We start from the raw sequence: 15,277 nt of genomic DNA on the forward strand, positions 1-15,277 counted from the left end.
TTCAGGCTCCCAGACTGGATAGGCAACGGTCTATTGCTGGCGCCCATTGGAGTATTTTATCCATACAAAAATAAAATAAATAACAGACACAACAGAAAAGAAGTGGATAATATCCATCAACACGACACGCAACGGCGAAAAAATAAGCCAAATTTGACAGAAATGAAGCAACTAAAAAAACTACGGGCGACCTAAATTCCAGAAAATAATCAAAATCCTGAATAATATAAAATAGACACACCATGAAAAAAGTTGACAAAACATAAATAAGTGAAAATTTTATATAAAATCTATACTCTATGTCATTTTTTAATGACAAAAACAAAGCAATAGAAAATATAAATAAAAATGGAGCCGCAGCAAGCGACGATCTAAGTCTAACCTGATAAATTAAGTCACTGTAGTCATATTCTCTATTAAAAAAAACATAGTTAACAAATAAAAAAGATAAAACATTTAACACTGAAAGAATTTTATTCTCATCCATAACAGGAGATTCAAATTTCACGCCCTTTAAATGCATCACATATGGCAGAAGAACCAACATCGAAAACGTAAGCTCATCCTCGTAACCTCGGAAATCAATTTGAATAAACTGACCAATAACTCGCCAAATATGCTCGGTAACTGACTTAAAGCCCACAACAAGCCTTTTAACCGTATCAGAAACAATTCCGCCCGCGCTGCCGGGAAAAACTGAGAAAACTTGAACTCCGGCAACAGCAAAAGTCACTTTCTGGAGCCAGCGCACTTGGCGAGAAAGGTCACCGACAATGTTCATCACCTCACACCTCGCTGACCACGTTGTTGCCGGAAATCACATGGACCTTGTAGTTGCCGAAGATGGCATTGGCCTCGCCGGAGGCATAGAGCGCCTGATAGGCGTCATGCGGCACCAGCGCATGTTTTTCATAAGCCGAAACGCCCATGCGCGCCGCCTCAAGATCGCCGGTCTCGATATGGAATTCCTGTGTGGCCGGCGTCGAGGAGAAGAAACCGCGCTGTGCCGGGCGCTCCGCCTTGGAGAAAATTTCCTGCATCGTCCATGTCAGAAGCCAGGCGTTTTCCGGCTTGCGCACCCGTGACAGGATCTCGTTGATCCGGGCGTTGTTCTCCGTGATCCCGGCCGAATAGAAGGGGCCGAGCACGATGCGCCGAAGAAGCTTCGGATGCAGCGTCGGGAAATCCTTGTCCATGTTTGTGGCGATCGTCGCCGGCGTCAGCGAATAGGCGCCGTTCTTGCCGGCGAAATCGTCGAACTGCGCGGCAAGTTCCGGGTTCAGCAGGCCGCCGACCGGCAACGGAATATCGACATCGGGATTGAGCTTGCCGTCCTCTCCCACCAAGAGCTTCGCGACATTGGCGGAACTGTCCTCTATGCCGGCGATATAGATCATCGGCAGCGTGTTCGTGCCGTCGAACACAGCCCAGCTCACGACATAATAGGGCCGCCGGCTGGTTTCGTTGACTGTTACGCGCACGGTCTCCGGCAGGACATAGGGCGAGAAGATCGCGCCCCGGCCGATCTGCTCCAGATAAAGCCGCTCCGCCATCCGCGATTGCAGCGCCTCGGGAAAGGCCTTCTGCCGCAGGATGAAATCGACCATCTCCGCCCTGAGCGCCCCAGCCTCGGGGATTTCGGAAAGCCGCTTCTCGGCATTGGTCCGGTCGTTTTCCAGTTCGAGCACATTCTGGAAAACGGGAAAGCCGCTTTCTGCCCGCGAAATGCGGAACTGCTCGGTAAAGCCGATACGGTTCTCCCAGCAGGCGAAGGAATTCCTGAGCCGCTCGACATAGGGCAGGAGCAGCGCCCCGGCCGCCCCGCTTCCCGGCAGCACGATGTCGGGATTGCGCAGGTAGATCTCCAGCCCGCCGAGCGCGGCCCGGATCGACTGGAAATACTGGGCGACAGGGCCGTCCTGAGCGTTCAGCATGGCACCCGCCCTGTCATTTTTTCCGATTCAAGGACAAAGGGGGGTATTTCCGACACGCTTGCGTCTCCCATGCGCCAGACATCCAAACTCGGCGTTCTGCCCGGCCGGTCAGGACTTCACATAGTTCGCCGCATTGTGTTTTTCGAGCACCGCCTGGAAACGGCGGGCGAAAGCCTCGTCGGCGAGTTTCTTGCGGCGCTGGATGTCCTGGGTGGAGAGCATGTTCTTCTCGTGCAGTTCGAGAAGATCGCCGATATGGCGCTGGGCGGCGGAGCCGATGCCGGCCATGGTCTCTTCCGCGGCGGTGTCGACCTGGCTGCCGAGCGTGTTGATCTTGTGGGCGACGTCCTGCTGGGCGGCAGTCTTCAGCGAATCTTCGAGCGCCTTGTAGAGCACGATGCGCTGTTCGGTGTCGATCGTCAGCTTGTTGATGAGCGTGTTCTGCGCGGCGATCTGGTTGTTGAGCGAATCGACGAAGGTTTGGAACATCGAGGTATAGCGTTCGAGCGTCTGGCTTTCCGCCAGCAGTTCCTGCTCCTTGGCCTGCATCTGGTTGTATTCGGTCGCAAGCCTGGAGCGCTCGCCTTCCAGCTCGGTGCGGGCCGATTGGTCCGTCGAGGCAGCGATCTTGTTCTCGATGTCGAGCAGCATCGGGTTCAGTTCCTCGATGCGCTTCTGCGTTGCTTCAAGGCTGGCGATCGTGCCCTTGCGGCGCTCGATCACCTGGATCAGGCTCGCTTCCGAGCTTTTGTAACGCTGATCGAGTACGCCGCGCTGGTCCTTCAGGATGCCGACGATGCTGTCGGACTTCGAGAGCAACTCCTGCAGGTTGCCGGCCAAAGACATGTTGCGCACCCGCTCCGTTCGCATGCGCTGCGCACTCTGCTTGGAGAAGATGCCGATGAACTTCTCATAGCCGGTATAGCTCTTCATGCTCTCGAATTCCGAGCCGAAGACATTGGTTGCGTCCTCCAGCCCGATAATCAGATCGGCAATGTTGGCCTCCATCACCTTCTGCTGGTTGATGACGTCCTGGATACGCGCGTTCTCGATATCGAAATTGACGTCGCCGAGCTTCGTCTCGGCCTTGGCGAACTGGTCGAGCACAACGCCCGACTGCTCCAGCTTGCTTTTCATCTCGTTGACGATGCTGCGGGTCTTCTCGATTTCACTGTCGAAGGACTGTAGCGAGGCCATGCTGGATCATCTCCCGAAACAAGTATTGTGAGCGGAAAGACCGCCGCTTTCTAGAGCAATTCCAGCAAAAGTGGGAACCGGTTTTGCGTCCGGAATTGCGTAAAAACAAAGATATAGAGCATCGCTGGCGACTCCGTTTTCGCCGGAAACGCTCTATCTGACGAACTTATCTTATTTCTTCCGTTTGAAAACCCGGTAACAGCAAAAGCCGGGCAGCATCCGCCCGGCTTTCCCAGTAAAAACAACGGCGAGCGATCAGAGGCCGAGTGCTGCGATCTCGGCGTCAAGCCGCTCGCGCGCCTTCTTCGGCAGCCTTCCGGCCTTGATGGCGTCGAGATTGGCCGGAGCGCCCTCGCCAACGACGACCAGCGCCACCATGCCCATGCCGACATGCGGCGTGCACTTCACGACGTAAGCGCCTTCCTTGTCGACGGTGACCTTGAGAGCCTCGTTCATCTTGCTCTTCGCCAGTTCGACGCCTTCCGGAACCATGTCCTTCATGTAGGCCGCGTCATGTCCCTTGTCGGTGGGCACGAAGGTGATGGTGTCGCCGACGGCAGCCTTCACCGTGGCCGGCTCGAACACCATGGCCTCGCCATTGCTGCCCTTGTTCAGCATCTTCACTTCAATGTCGGCGCAAAAGGCCGGAACGGCAAAGAAACCGGCAACAGCGGCGGCGCCGACGAAACGAATGACCTTGTTCTGCATTTATGACTCCTGAGCGAAAACCGCACCTCGCGGATTATCCGGGTTGGGTCTTACCCGAGCAGAACATGGCCATCCTTGACCGGAATCAAATGCGGCAAGCCGACGCATCCGGCCCGGCGAAAAAACCGGATGCGCCTTTTGTCAATTTCAGTTCCCGACGGCGGCCGGGTTCTTGAGATATGCGATGATGTTGGCGATATCCTCCGGCTTCTTCAGTCCGGCGAAGGCCATCTTCGTGCCCGGCACCAGATCCTTCGGCTTCGGCAGGTAGGCGGCGAGTTCTTCCTCGCTCCACACCTTGCCCTGTCCGAAGGTGGTCATGGCCGGAGAATATTTATAGTCGGCAACGCTCGCCACCGGACGGCCGATGATACCCATCAGCGTCGGGCCGACCTTGTTCTTCGCCTCGGTCGCCGTGTGGCAGGCCATGCATTGCTTGAAGACCTTGGCGCCAGCGACCGGATCGCCGTCGGCAAACGCGATGCCCGCCGGCATGGCCATGACTGCGGCAAGAACAAGACATTGAAGCTTCATCGGGTTTTCCTCGTTGTTCATAGGGGATGGCGCCCTCGACATCCTCCGGCGCCTCGGCGAGGAACCTTATAAAACTTTAATGCGGACGACGACAGGGCGACTTGACGCGGATCAACCGGCATCGGCCTCCCTTTCTCTTTGCTACGGAGAAAGAACCAGGAGAAGTCAGCCTCTTGCTTCCTCGCTTGACTGCCGGAAATAAGGCAGGTCCTTGAGCTTCAGCAGCACCACGGGATAGGCCATCAGCAGACCGCCGCCGACAAAAGCGAGAACGATGGTCGCCGGTCCGGCCGTGCCGCTCCGGATCGCTTCCACCATCACGGCAAGGCCGAGCGGCAGGAACATGGTCACCGCGGTGAAGAGACCGGGCGAAAAGCGGCCTCCCGTACGGAGGAATGGCAGGATGTGAAAGAAGACGGCATTGACGAGCATCAGGGCCGCATAGGTGAGTACGGCAAACGGGAATGTCTCGGCCAGCATCGCAGCCGCGATGCCGAGCGCGACCACCACGGAATTGGTGACGAAGAAGTCGCTCCATTCCACCGGCAGGCCGATCACCGCCCGCGCCCAGTTGCGCCAGTCCAGCGTGTATTCCTCAAGGACATGGGCCGCATAGGCGGCCATGGCCAGCCAGGCCAGTATCGCAAGCATTATTGAAATCTCCCAAATAAAAAGGTCAGGCGACCGCCGGATGCGCGGGACGGCTGCGGGGGCCATGGCCCCCGCTTCGCAGCGCAAAAATCGCTTCCAAAATTGCCACGTCGCAAATCGGGACCACGATCCGCCGCAAACGCGCCATCACGCTTGCAATTATGCGGTATTGAATGTTGACTTGGGAACATTAAAAAAAGGGAGCATCATAATGTATAGTTCGTCCTTTCGGCGGCTCGCCCTCGCCTCCGCCGCATCGCTTTTTGCGCTTACGTCCGCAGCCTTTGCGGCGGACGCCGAAAGCTGTAAGGCCGTAAGGTTTTCCGACGTCGGCTGGACCGACATCACGGCAACCACCGCCACCGCCTCCGTGGTCCTGAAGGCGCTCGGCTATGAGCCCGCCACCACGGTCCTTTCCGTCCCGGTCACCTACCAGTCCCTGAAGAACAAGGACATCGACGTCTTCCTCGGCAACTGGATGCCGACCCAGGAAAACGACGTTCGCCCCTTCCTCGACGACAAGTCGGTCGAATCATACGGGCCGAACCTCGAGGGCGCCAAGTACACGCTTGCCACCAACGCCAAGGGCGCTGAACTCGGCATCAAGGACTTCAAGGACATCGCCGCCCACAAGGACGAGCTGGAAGGCAAGATCTACGGCATCGAGCCGGGCAATGACGGCAACCGCCTGATCCTCGACATGATCGAGAAGGACACCTTCGGCCTCAAGGGCTTCGAGGTCGTCGAATCCTCCGAACAGGGCATGCTGGCGCAGGTCGCCCGCGCAGAGAAGGACGGCACCCCGGTCATCTTCCTCGGCTGGGAACCGCACCCGATGAACGCCAACTACAAGATGAGCTACCTGACCGGCGGCGACGACATCTTCGGGCCCAACTTCGGCGGCGCCAACGTCTTCACCAACATTCGCGCCGACTACACGACGGAATGCCCGAACGTCGGCAAGTTCATCACCAACCTGAAGTTCTCGCTTCCCATGGAAAATGAGATCATGGGCAAGATCCTGAACGACGGCAAGGATCCGGAAGTCGCTGCGACCGAATGGCTGAAGGCCAACGGCTCGGCCGTCGAGCCCTGGCTTGCAGGCGTCACCACCTTCGATGGCGGAGATGCTGCCGCAGCCGTCAAGAGCGCCCTCGGCCTCTGATATCCGAACGCACCGCGACGGCGTATGATGATCGCCGCGGTGCGTTTGACAGTCGATTTTCCCGAAACTTGAGACGGATGGCAACGACGTGATTTCGTTACCTGATTGGCTTGCGGATTCCAGCGGCAAACTGAATATCGGCCCTTGGGCCAAGACCGGCGTGGACTGGCTGACGAACAATGGCGAGTGGTTCTTCGACCTGCTCTCCTATTCGCTCGACCGGATCATCAAGGCCCTCCTCTTTGTGCTACAGGCCCCGCCGCCGATCGCCGTGATCGTTGCGATCGCCGCCCTCGCCTACTGGCTGCGCCGGTCGATCGCCATCGCCCTTTTTACCTTCGTCGGCCTGCTGCTCATCATGAACCAGGGCTATTTCAAGGAAACCATGGAGACGCTGGCGCTGGTTCTGGCCGCAACAGCCGTCAGCATGCTGCTTGGCATACCGCTCGGCATCGCCGCCGCCCGCCGCGCATGGGTCTATGCCGGCATGCGCCCGGTGCTCGACCTGATGCAGACCATCCCGACCTTCGTTTACCTGATCCCGGCGCTGATCCTCTTCGGTCTCGGCATGGTTCCGGGCCTGATCGCCACCGTCATCTTCGCCATTCCCGCTCCGATCCGGCTGACGCGCCTTGGCATCATCTCGACGCCGCCGGCGCTCGTCGAAGCCGCGATCGCCTTTGGCGCCACTCCGACGCAGGTGCTGCGCAAGGTCGAACTGCCCTTCGCCATGCCGCAGATCATGGCCGGCCTCACCCAGACCATCATGCTGTCGCTGTCCATGGTGGTGATCGCCGCCCTCGTCGGGGCAAGCGGCCTCGGCGTGCCGGTGGTTCGCGCCCTCAACACGGTGAACATCGCCAAGGGCTTCGAAGCCGGGCTCTGTATCGTCATCCTCGCGATCATCCTTGATCGCATGTTCCGCAGTTCCGAGACGGGAGACGACGCATGACCGACGCCGTCATTTTTGGAAATGTCGATATCGTCTTCGGCGACAACCCCGAAAAGGCGCTGGCCCTCGTCGACCAGGGCAAGACCCGTGACGAGATCGGCGTCGAGACCGGCCTTGTGCTCGGCGTCGCCGGTGCTTCGCTTGCGGTCAAGGAAGGCGAAATCCTCGTCCTGATGGGCCTGTCCGGCTCCGGCAAGTCGACCCTCCTGCGCGCGGTCAACGGCCTTGCGCCGGTCGTGCGCGGCAATGTCAGCGTCAGGACGCCCCACGGCAATGTCGATCCTTATCGGGCAAGCCCGAAGGCCCTGCGCGACCTGCGCATGCACACGGTTTCCATGGTGTTCCAGCAGTTCGGGCTCCTGCCCTGGCGCACGGTTGCGGAAAACGTCGGTTTCGGCCTCGAGCTTGCGGGCGTTGCAGACGCCGAACGCGCCAGAACGGTCGCCGAGCAGCTCGAACTCGTCAACCTCACCAAATGGGCCAACCGCAAGGTCAACGAGCTCTCGGGCGGCATGCAGCAGCGCGTGGGCCTTGCCCGCGCCTTTGCCACCGGCGCCCCCATCCTTTTGATGGACGAACCGTTCTCGGCGCTCGACCCGCTGATTCGCACGCGCCTGCAGGACGAGCTTCTGGAATTCCAGTCCCGCCTCAAGAAGACGATCCTCTTCGTCAGCCACGATCTGGACGAGGCCTTCCGCATCGGAAACCGCATCGCCATCATGGAAGGCGGACGGATCATCCAATGCGGCACGCCGCAGGAAATCGTCCAGAATCCGGCCGATCAGTATGTTGCGGATTTCGTGCAGAACATGAACCCGATCAACATGTTGACCGCGCGCGATGTCATGGCGTCGGGCCTCGATGCTCCCTCGGGTCAGGGCACTGTCGCCGGCACAGCCAAGCCGGAAACGCCGCTGGTCGAGATCCTCGATGCGCTCTCCCGCCACCTGGGGACGATCGGCGTTGTTGACAACGGAGCCGTCATCGGCACCATCTCGTCCCAGGATGTCGTCAACGGCCTGACGAGGCATCGCCGCAAGGCATGACCGGAAGGCCATGAAATGCGCCCGCATTTCGGGAATGAAGGTACATGTCGGACAAACCATCGGTCATTCGCGAAACGGATGACGAAGCGCGAGGGCTCGCGCGCCGGCTCCTGCGGTCGGCGCGCTATGCGGCACTCTCCGTGATCGATCCGGAAAGCGGATTTCCCTCCGTCAGCCGGGTCCTGCTCGGAACGGACACCGATGGCAGCGCGGTGATCCTTGTGTCCGGGCTTTCCGCCCATACCAGGGCCCTGCTCGCCGACGACAGGGTCTCGCTTCTCGCCGGCGAACCGGGCAAGGGCGATCCGCTTGCCTATCCGCGCGTAACGGTGCAATGCCTCGCCCAAACGGTCGAGCGGGAGAGCGCCGAACATCTCAAGCTGCGCGCCCGTTTCATCGCCCGCCATCCCAAGGCGAGGCTCTATATCGACTTTCCCGATTTCCGCTTTTTCTGCCTCGTGCCGCAGGCGGCAAGTCTCAACGGCGGCTTCGGAAAGGCCTACGTTCTGTCCGCCGAGGACTTCGTGATTCCCTCCTTTCCCGATGGCGCATTGTGGGAAAACGAAAGCGGGACACTACAAGAATTAATGGTGAGGTTTCCGGATGCCGCCGCTCGGATCGCCACAACGCGATGCGGGCAGAAGCCCGGAAAATGGTTGTTTTGCGGCATAGATAGGGCTGGAATCGACCTTATTTGCGGCGATTTTCTGGCCAGACATGAATTCGAGCACCTGCTTGCTTCACCAGCGGATTTGAATTCAGCTATATCTAAAACAGCAAACCCGATACCTTAAATTTAGGCATATACAATTAGCAGCTTGTTGTTAGAGTTTGACCATAGCTAATTTGAAGGATTGCAAACGGTCGCCCCCTCCCAGGGCTCCGACAAAGGAAAGTTGAAGTCATGAAAACAAAAGCTTTGTCTGAACAGTCGATTGCCGCAGCCGGTCTCCTTTCCGCGATGGCCAACCCGAAGCGGCTGATGATCCTCTGCTCTCTCGTCGAGGGAGAAGTGCCGGTCGGCGTCCTCGCGACTCAGGTCGGCCTGAGCCAGTCGGCCCTGTCGCAGCATCTTTCCAAGCTTCGTGCCCAGAAGCTCGTGAAGACGCGCCGTGATGCGCAGACGATTTATTATTCCAGCACCTCCGAGTCGGTTATCAAGATCCTCGAAACGCTGGAAGACATTTATTGCCAGACCAGCGCTAGCAAGACTGCCGCCTAATGACAGCGCTGCCATCCCGGCAGCGATAATCCGTGGGCCATGCGATGACCGCACGGCCGGGAACATGCGGCGATTGACATCACCAAACCGGATCATTCTTGACCGGCGGATCTGAAATCCGCCGGTTTTGTTTTTCGATGCCACGCCGTCCCGGCCCCGCCACAGGATTTAGGGAGCCCGGTTCGGGCCGCGGCAGGTCAGCTGCCGAGCACCTGCTGGTCGTCGCGGCTGAGCACGATCAGGGCGGGGCGCGCCGGCAGGCCGTCCTTGAAGTCCGGCCAGCCGGTGCCGGCATCGGCGATGGAGGTTGCATCCTCGTCATCCTCGAAGCGCAGTTCGCCGGGATGCTGGATGGAAACGAACACCGCCTTGCCATCCGGCGTGAACGTCGGCGAACAGCATTCGGAGCCGACCGGGGCCACGTAGAACAGTTTCGGCAGCGCCCTGCCCTCGCCCTCGGTGTCCATCACGAAAAGTGCATCGGCAATGCCGGCCGGCGGCGGACCGTCGGTGGCAACCCAGAGACGCCCTGCCGGATCGACCGACAGGTTGTCCGGATCGGTGAACCAGCCGTTTTCGGAGGTCGCCGGATGGAACATAGCCCTCTCCTCGGCCACGGCCGGATTGCCGCAAAGCACGAACACATCCCAGCGGAAGCTTTCCGCGGCGAAGTCCGGCTTCTCGGCTCCCCCGGGCGGCACGAGTTCCAGAAGATGACCGTGCGGATTCGGGCCGCGCGGGTTGGCCGGGTTGACCTGCTCGCGTTCCTCGCCCTCGCCGGCGGCAAGGCGGTTCTCGTTCTCCGTCATGGCGACGTAGAGCTTGCCCGTCTTCGGATGCACGACGAAACCTTCCGGCGCGTCCATCGGCGTCGCACCCAGGAGATCGGCGGCACCTCGGGTGTTGAGCACGACGTCGGCCTGGCTCCTGAACCCGGCCTCGGCCGTCAGCGGCCCCTCGCCGGCGACGAGCGGCAGCCACTGCATGGCGCCGTCGCTCGAGAATTTGGCGACAGAGAGCGTGCCGTTGTCGAGCAGGTCCCGATTGGCGGCGCGGTCGTTCGGGTTCCAGGGATCGCGGCTGACGAAGCGATAGAGATATTCGAAGTCGTCGTCGTCGCCCATGAACACCACGACGCGGCCATCGGGAGCCACCGTGCACTGCGCGCCCTCATGGGTGAAGCGCCCGAGCGCCGTGCGCTTCACCGGCTTTGCCGTCGGATCGAGCGGATCGATCTCGACCACCCAGTCGAAGCGCATCCATTCGTTCGGCTCTTCCTCGAACTTGAAGCGCGGTTCGATCCGGCCGACGCCGTAGATATCGTTGTCTTCCTCGTCCCAGCCCTGGCGCTCCACCAGCTCCCGGTTCGCAAGCGTGGTGTAGTCCCCGGCAAACACATCCATCGAGCCTTCCTCGCCGGAAAGCATGGTGCCCCAGGGCGTGATGCCGCCGTTACAGTTCGAGATGGTGCCGAACACCGTCCTGCCGGCCGGATCGGCCTTGGTCTTCAGACGCTCGTCGCCGGCGGCGGGACCGGAGATCGCCATCTCCGTGCCCATATGGATGCGACGGTTGAGCTTGCCGTCCAGCACCACCTCCCACCTGTCGCCGGCCTTGCGCACCTCGAAGATCGAAAGACCGACCGACGCCATGATCGCGCGGATCTGGTCATCCGTCAGCTTCTCGCGATAGTCCTCATCCGTCAGGCCGGGGAACATCAGGAAAGGCGTGGCATATTCATGGCTGACGATCATCAGTCCGTGATCGGAACTGTCCGAGCCGAAGGGCAGCGGCATGTAATAGGTGAAGTCGTTGTTGTAGCCGAACTGGCGCTCGGCCGCCTTGCCGTCGAGCTTGGCCACGTCGAAGGCCGGGCTGTCGGCAAACAGGGCATCGCCCCAGCGCGCCAGGATCTGGCGGCCATAGCCTTCCGGCCAGTGATCCTCGCGGTCGCGCACGCGCTTGAGTTCGTTGAACCTGAGCGTGGAAACCTCCGTTGCCTCGGCTTTGCCGCCGATGAACGGCATGGCGACGGAACTGCCGGCAACCGCCAGCAAGCCCTTCAAGACGCTGCGGCGCTCGATGCCGGCAGCCAGCACCTCTCCATAGGTTTGGGCAAATGCGCGGCGCGGATTGGGCCGCGCCCTGGTTTTCTGGCGGTCGGACATGTCTGCTCCCGAAGTAGGACTGGATGGATCGATGGATGAATGAGATGCAATGAACGCTGCTCCGGCTGCGCCCTGCGCGCGCAAGCTTATGCAAGCCGCAAGAAGCCTTGATGACGGAAAAACGGGGCAGGAAACCGGCCCCGCCGCCCGCCGGAAACCGCATCCTCCGGGATAACCGGCGATCACGGTTGACGACCTTCGACGCCCTGCTAACCTGCGCCGGCTTTCGGTTTTCCGGTATCGTCACGACCGGGCGGGAAATGGCCACCCGCAACGCAATGGCCATGGAGAAGATGAATGTCCAACCGCTTGAATACCACGCCCAACGATCTGCGCGCCTTCTGGATGCCGTTCACGGCAAACCGCCAGTTCAAGAAGGAGCCGCGCCTCTTCGTCGGCGCCAAGGATATGTATTACACCACCCATGACGGCCGCCAGGTGCTCGACGGCACGGCCGGCCTCTGGTGCGTCAATGCCGGTCACTGCCGTCCGAAGATCACCGAGGCGATCCGCGAGCAGGCCGGCGAACTCGACTATGCGCCGGCCTTCCAGCTCGGCCATCCCAAGGCCTTCGAACTGGCCAACCGGCTGGTCGACATCGCGCCCGACGGCATGAGCCATGTCTTCTACACCAACTCCGGCTCGGAATCGGTCGATACCGCCCTCAAGATCGCGCTCGCCTACCAGCGCGTGAAGGGCGAAGGCACCCGTTTCCGCCTGATCGGCCGCGAGCGCGGCTATCACGGCATCAACTTCGGCGGCATGTCCGTCGGCGGCATCGTCGGCAACCGCAAGATGTTCGGCACGCTTTTGACCGGCGTCGACCACCTGCCGCACACCCATCAGCCGGCGAAGAACGCCTTCACCAAGGGGCAGCCGGAACACGGCATGGAGCTCGCCGACGAGCTCGAACGCATCGTCGCGCTGCACGACGCCTCGACGATTGCCGCCGTCATCGTCGAGCCGGTCGCAGGCTCGACCGGCGTGCTCATCCCGCCGAAGGGCTATCTCCAGCGCCTGCGCGAGATCTGCACCAAACACGGCATCCTCTTGATCTTCGACGAAGTCATCACCGGTTTCGGCCGCCTCGGCGCGCCCTTCGCCGCCCAGTATTTCGACGTGAAGCCGGACATCATCACCACCGCCAAGGGCCTGACCAACGGCGTCATCCCGATGGGCGCCGTCTTCGTCACCTCCGAGATCCACGACGCCTTCATGACGGGTCCGGAACACCTGATCGAGTTCGCCCACGGCTACACCTATTCCGGCAACCCGATCGCTTCCGCCGCCGGCCTCGGCACGCTCGACACCTACAAGGAGGAAGGCTTGCTCACCCGCGCCAGCGAGCTTGCCCCCTACTGGGAAGAGCAGCTCCATTCTCTGCGCGACTGCCCGAATGTCATCGATATCAGAAATATCGGCCTGATCGGCGCGATCGAGCTGCAGCCGATTGCCGGCGAACCGACCAAACGCGCCTTCAACGCATTCCTGCAGGCCTATAACGACGGCCTGCTGATCCGCACCACCGGCGACATCATCGCACTCTCGCCGCCGCTCATCATCACCAGGGACCAGATCGACGAGCTCTTCGCCAAGCTCCGCAAGGTACTGATGAACAACATCTGATCCCCGCAGATCCGTCATATGAAAAGGCGGCCCGCAGGGCCGCCTGAGACTGCTGACAAAGTCTCGTACAGATCGCCGACGCTCCCGTCTCCGTCATGCCGGACCTGTTCCGGCATCCAGCAGCGCGATGTCCATCGCGCAAGAGACTCTTTTGCGATCAAAAGCTTGATCGCGCTGGTTTCCGGCTCAAGGCCGGAATGACGGCAGTGGAGGAAGCAAGATCAGAGCACGAGATCAGCTCAGAAAGGGTTTGTCAGCAGTCTGAGGCCGATGGTCACGGAACAAGAAGGAAAGAAAATGGCGGTCCCGGCCAGCAAAGACGACCTCCTTCAGGCAATCGAGCGGGAATACGACAAGCTCAGGCGCGAACTCGGCCAGATACCGTTCGCCCGCTGGCGGGAGCGAACGATGGAAGGCCATGCGGCGGGCACGTCGATGAGCGTCCACGATCTCGTCGCCTATCTTCTCGGCTGGAACGAACTCGTTCTCAAATGGCATGCGCTGAAGGCTGCCGGCGAAACGGTGGATTTCCCCGAAACGGGCTACAAATGGAACGAACTCGGCCGCCTCGCGCAGAAATTCTACCGGGATTATGAAAGCCTTGACGACGGGGAACTGCTCGAAAGGCTCGATGCGGCAAAGTCGCGTATCGTCGAGATGATCGGACAAAGCGACGACGCGGCACTCTACGGCAGGCCCTGGTATGAAAAGTGGACGCAGGGGCGGATGATCCAGTTCAACACCTCATCGCCCTATGCCAATGCCTGCGATCGTCTGCGCAAATGGCGCAGGAACAATCCCGCGTGACGGATGCGGCGTAATGCGTACCGCCGACAGCAAGCCTGCTCTTTTTCCATCGTCGCCTTTCCGATAGGCTCGGACAAAACAAGAAAAGCCCCAGGGGAGTCTCGAAGGGTTCACCCTTCGTAACAATCAAGGAGAACCGACATGAAAATCAGTCTGCTGGCGGGTACCGCCATTTCCGCATTCCTCGCCGTGGCGCCGCTTGCCCACGCCGAAATCGTCATCGGCCTGATCGCGCCGCTGACCGGACCGGTCGCCGCCTATGGCGAGCAGGTGAAGAACGGCGCCCAGGTGGCCGTCGACGAAATCAACAAGAAGGGCGGCATTCTCGGCGAAACGGTCGTTCTCAAGCTTGCCGACGATGCCGGCGAGCCCAAGCAGGGCGTTTCCGCCGCAAACCAGCTCGTCGGTGAAGGCGTGCGCTTCGTCGTCGGTCCGGTCACCTCGGGCGTCGCCATTCCTGCCTCCGACGTCCTGGCCGAAAACGGCGTGCTGATGGTCACCCCGACCGCAACCGCCCCGGACCTGACCAATCGCGGCCTGACCAATGTCCTGCGCACCTGCGGTCGTGACGACCAGCAGGCCGAAGTGGCGGCGAAATACGTTCTCGCCAACCTCAAGGACAAGAAGGTCGCCATCATCAACGACAAGGGCCAGTACGGCAAAGGCCTCGCCGACGCCTTCAAGGCGACGCTGAACGCCGGCGGCGTGACGGAAGTCTTCAACGACGCGCTGACAGCCGGCGACAAGGACTTCAGCGCGCTTACCACCCGCCTCAAGGCCGAAAACGTCGATGTCGTCTATTTCGGCGGTTATCATCCGGAAGGCGGCCTCCTGGCCCGCCAGCTTGCCGACCTCGGCGTCAAGGCGCTGATTATCGGCGGCGATGGCCTGTCGAACAGCGAATATGCCTCCATCGGCGGCGATTCGGCCAACGGCACCGTCTTCACCAACGCCTCCGACGCGCTGAAGAACCCGGATTCCAAGGCCGCTGCCGACGCGCTCGCCGCGCAGAACATCCCGGCTGAAGCCTTCACGCTCAATGCCTATGCCGCAGTCGAAGTGCTGAAGGCCGGCATCGAAAAGGCCGGCAGCGCCGAGGATGCGGAAGCTGTCACCAAAGCCCTGAAATCCGGCGAGGCGATCCCGACCGCCATCGGCAAGGTCACCTACGGCGAAACCGGCGACCTCACCTCGCAGGCCTTCTCGCTGTTCAAGTGGGATGCCGGCAAGATCGTCGCCGCCGAATAGGCCGCGATCGCACCAACCG

Annotated in this window: 15 protein-coding genes; 8 read left to right on the top strand and 7 right to left on the bottom strand. The window is 60.5% G+C overall.

The window, feature by feature from the left end; translation table 11 throughout:
- Position 1: 1 nt before the first annotated feature.
- The 6 genes from J5N58_RS03050 to J5N58_RS03075 all read right to left on the bottom strand — a co-directional run bounded on the left by J5N58_RS03050 (position 2) and on the right by J5N58_RS03075 (position 5,024).
- Positions 2–781, bottom strand: coding sequence for a hypothetical protein (locus J5N58_RS03050; protein WP_244709576.1), 780 nt, complete (start codon positions 779–781; stop codon positions 2–4).
- Positions 782–785: 4 nt separating this feature from the next.
- On the bottom strand, positions 786–1,934 hold the full coding sequence (locus tag J5N58_RS03055; RefSeq protein ID WP_244709578.1) for a hypothetical protein: 1,149 nt from the start codon (positions 1,932–1,934) through the stop codon (positions 786–788).
- Positions 1,935–2,042: 108 nt separating this feature from the next.
- Positions 2,043–3,131, bottom strand: a complete 1,089-nt coding sequence (locus tag J5N58_RS03060) for a hypothetical protein (protein WP_112831071.1) — start codon at positions 3,129–3,131, stop codon at positions 2,043–2,045.
- A gap of 255 nt (positions 3,132–3,386) precedes the next feature.
- On the bottom strand, positions 3,387–3,839 hold the full coding sequence (locus tag J5N58_RS03065) for a pseudoazurin (RefSeq protein WP_244709581.1): 453 nt from the start codon (positions 3,837–3,839) through the stop codon (positions 3,387–3,389).
- 147 nt (positions 3,840–3,986) lie between these two features.
- Positions 3,987–4,373 (bottom strand): c-type cytochrome, encoded by a 387-nt coding sequence (locus tag J5N58_RS03070; protein WP_112831155.1) that lies wholly within the window; start codon positions 4,371–4,373, stop codon positions 3,987–3,989.
- A 165-nt stretch (positions 4,374–4,538) separates the two neighbouring features.
- On the bottom strand, positions 4,539–5,024 hold the full coding sequence (locus J5N58_RS03075) for an HXXEE domain-containing protein (protein WP_244709583.1): 486 nt from the start codon (positions 5,022–5,024) through the stop codon (positions 4,539–4,541).
- Positions 5,025–5,235: 211 nt separating this feature from the next.
- On the opposite strand from J5N58_RS03075, the gene J5N58_RS03080 reads away from it, so the two are divergent.
- From J5N58_RS03080 to J5N58_RS03100, 5 genes are all read left to right on the top strand, one after another.
- Positions 5,236–6,189, top strand: coding sequence for a choline ABC transporter substrate-binding protein (locus tag J5N58_RS03080; RefSeq protein ID WP_244709585.1), 954 nt, complete (start codon positions 5,236–5,238; stop codon positions 6,187–6,189).
- 91 nt (positions 6,190–6,280) lie between these two features.
- The gene (choW, locus tag J5N58_RS03085; RefSeq protein ID WP_112831157.1) at positions 6,281–7,141 is read left to right on the top strand and encodes a choline ABC transporter permease subunit; all 861 of its coding nucleotides are present in this window, start codon (positions 6,281–6,283) and stop codon (positions 7,139–7,141) included.
- The gene (choV, locus tag J5N58_RS03090; RefSeq protein ID WP_244709587.1) at positions 7,138–8,187 is read left to right on the top strand and encodes a choline ABC transporter ATP-binding protein; all 1,050 of its coding nucleotides are present in this window, start codon (positions 7,138–7,140) and stop codon (positions 8,185–8,187) included. The genes choW and choV overlap by 4 nt, the downstream gene beginning before the upstream one ends.
- A gap of 44 nt (positions 8,188–8,231) precedes the next feature.
- Positions 8,232–8,981, top strand: a complete 750-nt coding sequence (locus J5N58_RS03095) for a HugZ family pyridoxamine 5'-phosphate oxidase (RefSeq protein WP_244709590.1) — start codon at positions 8,232–8,234, stop codon at positions 8,979–8,981.
- A 110-nt stretch (positions 8,982–9,091) separates the two neighbouring features.
- Positions 9,092–9,409, top strand: coding sequence for an ArsR/SmtB family transcription factor (locus J5N58_RS03100; RefSeq protein WP_099058525.1), 318 nt, complete (start codon positions 9,092–9,094; stop codon positions 9,407–9,409).
- Between the two features lie 197 nt (positions 9,410–9,606).
- Here the strand turns inward: J5N58_RS03100 and J5N58_RS03105 are convergent, their stop codons facing one another.
- Entirely contained in the window at positions 9,607–11,577 is a 1,971-nt protein-coding gene (locus tag J5N58_RS03105; protein WP_244709592.1) for a PhoX family protein, read from the bottom strand.
- 297 nt (positions 11,578–11,874) lie between these two features.
- Between J5N58_RS03105 and aptA the strand changes: the two genes are divergently transcribed.
- The 3 genes from aptA to J5N58_RS03120 all read left to right on the top strand — a co-directional run bounded on the left by aptA (position 11,875) and on the right by J5N58_RS03120 (position 15,258).
- Entirely contained in the window at positions 11,875–13,203 is a 1,329-nt protein-coding gene (gene aptA, locus J5N58_RS03110; RefSeq protein ID WP_113438628.1) for an omega-aminotransferase AptA, read from the top strand.
- Positions 13,204–13,500: 297 nt separating this feature from the next.
- Complete coding sequence (locus J5N58_RS03115) at positions 13,501–14,010, top strand: ClbS/DfsB family four-helix bundle protein (RefSeq protein WP_244709594.1); 510 nt, start codon at positions 13,501–13,503, stop codon at positions 14,008–14,010.
- 141 nt (positions 14,011–14,151) lie between these two features.
- Complete coding sequence (locus tag J5N58_RS03120; RefSeq protein ID WP_112831080.1) at positions 14,152–15,258, top strand: branched-chain amino acid ABC transporter substrate-binding protein; 1,107 nt, start codon at positions 14,152–14,154, stop codon at positions 15,256–15,258.
- Positions 15,259–15,277: the final 19 nt, after the last annotated feature.

Origin of the sequence: Paenirhizobium cremeum, assembly GCF_022884085.1 — a bacterium.
GTDB lineage: Bacteria > Pseudomonadota > Alphaproteobacteria > Rhizobiales > Rhizobiaceae > Allorhizobium > Allorhizobium cremeum.

Excerpts from the sequence above, each read along its gene's own strand:
- J5N58_RS03050 (WP_244709576.1), bottom strand. The coding sequence starts at position 781 with ATGAACATTGTCGGTGACCTTTCTCGCCAAGTGCGCTGGCTCCAGAAA.
- J5N58_RS03055 (WP_244709578.1), bottom strand. The coding sequence starts at position 1,934 with ATGCTGAACGCTCAGGACGGCCCTGTCGCCCAGTATTTCCAGTCGATC.
- J5N58_RS03060 (WP_112831071.1), bottom strand. The coding sequence starts at position 3,131 with ATGGCCTCGCTACAGTCCTTCGACAGTGAAATCGAGAAGACCCGCAGC.
- J5N58_RS03065 (WP_244709581.1), bottom strand. The coding sequence starts at position 3,839 with ATGCAGAACAAGGTCATTCGTTTCGTCGGCGCCGCCGCTGTTGCCGGT.
- J5N58_RS03070 (WP_112831155.1), bottom strand. The coding sequence starts at position 4,373 with ATGAAGCTTCAATGTCTTGTTCTTGCCGCAGTCATGGCCATGCCGGCG.
- J5N58_RS03075 (WP_244709583.1), bottom strand. The coding sequence starts at position 5,024 with ATGCTTGCGATACTGGCCTGGCTGGCCATGGCCGCCTATGCGGCCCAT.
- J5N58_RS03080 (WP_244709585.1), top strand. The coding sequence starts at position 5,236 with ATGTATAGTTCGTCCTTTCGGCGGCTCGCCCTCGCCTCCGCCGCATCG.
- choV (WP_244709587.1), top strand. The coding sequence starts at position 7,138 with ATGACCGACGCCGTCATTTTTGGAAATGTCGATATCGTCTTCGGCGAC.
- J5N58_RS03095 (WP_244709590.1), top strand. The coding sequence starts at position 8,232 with ATGTCGGACAAACCATCGGTCATTCGCGAAACGGATGACGAAGCGCGA.
- J5N58_RS03100 (WP_099058525.1), top strand. The coding sequence starts at position 9,092 with ATGAAAACAAAAGCTTTGTCTGAACAGTCGATTGCCGCAGCCGGTCTC.
- J5N58_RS03105 (WP_244709592.1), bottom strand. The coding sequence starts at position 11,577 with ATGTCCGACCGCCAGAAAACCAGGGCGCGGCCCAATCCGCGCCGCGCA.
- aptA (WP_113438628.1), top strand. The coding sequence starts at position 11,875 with ATGTCCAACCGCTTGAATACCACGCCCAACGATCTGCGCGCCTTCTGG.
- J5N58_RS03115 (WP_244709594.1), top strand. The coding sequence starts at position 13,501 with ATGGCGGTCCCGGCCAGCAAAGACGACCTCCTTCAGGCAATCGAGCGG.
- J5N58_RS03120 (WP_112831080.1), top strand. The coding sequence starts at position 14,152 with ATGAAAATCAGTCTGCTGGCGGGTACCGCCATTTCCGCATTCCTCGCC.